The sequence below is a fragment of the Streptomyces sp. NPDC002690 genome, from assembly GCF_053592415.1.
Window position 1 is genome coordinate 1 of the sequence record NZ_JBSFVR010000509.1, and the last position, 4,014, is coordinate 4,014.

A 4,014-nucleotide genomic window follows, 5' to 3' on the forward strand; every position below is an offset into this window, starting at 1 on the left:
GAAGGAAGAACACCACATGGACAGACGTGCACTGATGCTGGCGACCGGCGGACTCCTGGGTGGCGTCGGTATGGCCGGGGGCCCGCGTGCTCACCGTGCGTGCGCGACGGACCGGCCCGCGACCTGCGCGCGGGCTGCCCGGGACCGTCCCCGGCCGCTGCCCGCAGACACCCGCGGTGCCGCCCCGGCAGCCGGGAGCTGACTGCCGGCCCGCCCCGGCGGGCGCCCGGTGACGGCCGCCGACGGGCCCCGGCGCCCGCTGGGCCAGGCGGCCGGATCTGCGCCGTTTCGACCGTTGTCAGGGTGAGGACCTAATCTGTGACGCGTGACTTCGCCTGCCGATACGGACAACGCCGCGCCCCAGTTCAGCGTGGGCCCGCGGCCCGCACCGGGCCCGGCCGCCGACGAGGGGCTCGCCCGGCGGCTCCGCGCGCTCGCCTGCACCGCGCCGCTGCACGATCTCGACGTGCGCAAGGCCAACCTCGCGGGTGAGTACACCGTCTACTCGATGGCCGAGGTCGCCCTCGCCGCGATCGACGTGGTCACCCTGAACATGGACTTCGACACCGGCGCCGACCACGAACAGATAGTGACCAGACTGCTGCCCCGGGTCCACGCCCAGGCCCCCGACCGCCCCGCCGTCGAGCACGAGCGGGTCGCCCGATGGGTGCTGGACAACCTCATCAACGTCGGCAGCGTCGACCGCGGGTTCCGCGCGGTCTACGGCACCTTCGGACCCGACGGCGTGTACGTCCGCAGGGACTACGACTTCAAGCTCGTCGAAGAGGTCCCCGGCCACGGCGGCACCGTCTTCCTCCGCGCGACCGACGAGGCCGTCAACGTCCTCGTCGGCGCTCTGGACACCGACGTCACCAGCGCGCAGATCGCCGCAGAGGTCAAGCTGGAGGCGCTGGTCAGCCGGGGCCGCCTCGCCGACGCGCAGCTCGCCGCCGAACAGGCCCGCTACCGCACCGTGCAGTACGCCGAGACGCTCCGCCGCACGCTGGAGGCGACCCGCCGTAACGTCCGCGCCGTCGACTGGCTCAACGCCGTCCCCGACATGATCGCCGAGGCGCTCGACCACGTCGCCGACCGCTACCGCCACGAGAACGCGATCCTCACCAACATCCGCAAGGCGCGCGACGAGGCCGAGGAACCCGAGAACAAGCGCCGGGCGGCGGAACTCGTCGACATCGTCAAGGACTGCATCCGTCGCCACACCCAACTCCAGTCCCGGCTCCTCGAAGCCGGGCCGCTCTTCCGCGCCGAACAGGACCGGCAGGCCTTCGCCACCCCGGCCTCGCGCACCGGCCTCGACCTCTACGGGCAGCTCCTCGCCCCGATCCTGCCGCTCCCCGTCGAACAGTCCATCCGGGCCACCGACGCCTTCTTCGCCCGGGGCACCGGACTGCGCACCCCCACCTCCGTACGCGTCGGCGACCTCGTCGACCTGCTGCTCTCCCCGCCCGTGGAGCGCGAACACCTGGGCGTCGAGATGCCCGAGCCCGACCTGATCGCCACCCCCGACGACAGCCGGTTCAGCGAGGACCAGCTCGCCCGTGCGATGGTCCTGCTCGACCTGGAGTACGACGCCCCCCGCCGGCTCTCCGGACTGCTGGCCGAGGCCCGTGCCACCGGCGACGACGACCTGCCGTACCTGGTGGCCCTGCTGGCGGTCCACGCGGCGAGCCCGCCGGTCGGCACCGCCTACCGCCAGGGCGAGCGGCGCCTGCTGTTCGCCGTGGACGACGGCACCGAGCTCGACGACCCCCAGTACGGCGGCGCCGACCTCATCGTGGGGACCGCCCTGCTCGACGCGGCCGGCATGGCCGCCGACCGCAAAGAGGCGTCATGAGCGCCCCGCAGGCCGGAGCCCCGGACCACCTCGTCTTCTTGTCCGTACCGAAGCAACTCCGCACCGAGGAGCCCCAGCAGTGAGCGACCACCGCGCCGAGCACACCGACGCGTGGGACGAACCCGCCGTCACCCCCGCCGTGGAGCCCGCTCCCGCCCCCGGGCAGGCGTCCGTCACCCCGGCCGACGCCGCCGACGCCGCGCGCCTGGTCTCCTTCGGACTCCAGCCCAAACTGGTGCCGGCCCGGGACGCCGAGTACGCCGACCTGCTGCGCCGCTACCGCGAGGAACCCGCCTTCGGACGGCTCGCGGACGCCGTCGCCACCGGCCTCGGCCTGGTCGTCCTGGAGGTCTCCACCCGCGCCGGCATGGCCGTCACCGCCGACGAGGACTCGGTCTTCGCCGTACGGATGGGTGACTACGCCCGCCGCGCCTCCTCCGACGCGGCCGACCGGTTCCTGCACGGCCTCGCCCACCTCGCCGTCGCCGCCATGGCCTACCCCCGGCCCGAGGACCTCGCAGACGACGCGTACATCGGCCGCATCACCGTCAACGGCGTCGACGCGTTCGTCCGCCAGGCGTGCCTGCGGCTGGAGGAACGCGCCGCCGAGCAGGGCGAGAACACCGACCCCACGAGCGACGCCCCCGGGCTCGAAGCCGGCTGGCGGGTCTACGCCCGCCGCAGCGCGACAGGCGCCACCAAGGACGCCCGCCGCCTCGCCGGATCGACCACCGGCATCATCGGCAAGGCCGCCGCCTTCCTCACCGACTCCGGCTTCCTCCAGCGCACCGGCGACGACGCGGGCGGCACTTACCGCACCACCGCGCGCTACCAGCTCCAGGTACGCGACATGGCGGGCAGCGCCGCCATGGCCGAACTGCTGGAGCTCGGGGTCGTCCCCGTCACCGACGGCAGCGCGACCCTGCTGCCACCGCGCGACACCGACGACCTGGAGCTCGCGGCCGACGCCGGCCTTCCCTTCCACGGCTGACGAGCCCACTACCGAGTTCCACCTGTTCTGCCCGTTCCGCTTCACGAACGACGAGAGTCCGCCGCCATGTACGAGTTGTCCCGGGTCCGCCTCTACTCCATCGGACCGGCCGGTGCCCGCTACGCCGACACCGTTCTCGATCTGCGCGGCGTCGGAGCGCCCGTACCCGAACCCGCTCCGGCACAGGCCGAGTTCTTCGAGGACGAACCCGTCGGCCCGCCGCGCAGGCCCGCGCCCGCCGGCGTCCTCTTCCTGGAGAACGGTGGCGGCAAATCCGTCCTGCTGAAGCTGATCTTCTCGGTGATGCTGCCCGGCCACCGCAACACCCTCGGCGGCGCCAGCTCCGGCGTGCTCCGCAAGTTCCTGCTCGCCGACGACTGCGGGCACGTCGCCCTGGAGTGGCAGCACACCCTCACCGGCGAATGCGTCGTCGTCGGCAAGGTCAGCGAGTGGCGCGGCCACCAGGTCTCCAACGACCCGCGCCGGTTCGCCGAGGCCTGGTACTCCTTCCGCCCCGGGCCCGGGCTCAGCCTCGACAACCTCCCCGTAGCCGAGGCCACCACCGTCGGCCGCCCCGCCGAGGGCACCTCCGGCGCCCGGGGACGACGCCGCACCATGAAGGGGTTCCGCGACGCCCTCACCGACGCCGGAAAGTTCTACCAGCACCTCGACGTGCACTGGGAAGAGATCCACGACCGGTGGAACGAACACCTCGGCGACCTCGGACTCGACCCCGAACTCTTCCGCTACCAGCGCGAGATGAACGCCGACGAGGGCGAGGCCGCCGGACTCTTCGCGGTCAAGAAGGACTCCGACTTCACCGACCTGCTGCTGCGGGCGGTGACCGACACCCGTGACACCGACGGCCTCGCCGACCTCGTCAGCGGCTTCGGCAACAAGCTCGGCCGCCGGGCCGAACTCACCGCCGAACGCGACTTCACCGCCGGTTCCGCCGACCTCCTCGGGCGGATCGTCGAAGCCACCGCCGCCCGCTCCCGCAGCCGGGACGTCCACGCCGGAGCGGAACGCCGCACCCGCACCCTCGCGCGACGCCTCTTCGCCCGCGCCACCGAGGGGATCGATCACATCACCGAGGAGAAGCACCTTCCCGCGACGATCACGCCGCCGGGCGGAGAGGGCAACACCTACACCCTGGTGGCCGTCTCGG

2 protein-coding genes and 1 pseudogene are annotated in these 4,014 nt (G+C 73.0%); all 3 read left to right on the top strand.

From position 1 onward, the window contains the following. Nucleotides 1–325 precede the first annotated feature (325 nt). The gene (locus ACWD3D_RS34265) at nucleotides 326–1,855 is read left to right on the top strand and encodes a hypothetical protein (RefSeq protein WP_451464608.1); all 1,530 of its coding nucleotides are present in this window, start codon (nucleotides 326–328) and stop codon (nucleotides 1,853–1,855) included. A gap of 79 nt (nucleotides 1,856–1,934) precedes the next feature. After that, nucleotides 1,935–2,846, top strand: a complete 912-nt coding sequence (locus ACWD3D_RS34270; RefSeq protein ID WP_451464609.1) for a hypothetical protein — start codon at nucleotides 1,935–1,937, stop codon at nucleotides 2,844–2,846. Nucleotides 2,847–2,912: 66 nt separating this feature from the next. Next, a pseudogene (locus ACWD3D_RS34275) lies at nucleotides 2,913–4,014 on the top strand (hypothetical protein); the annotation flags it as partial.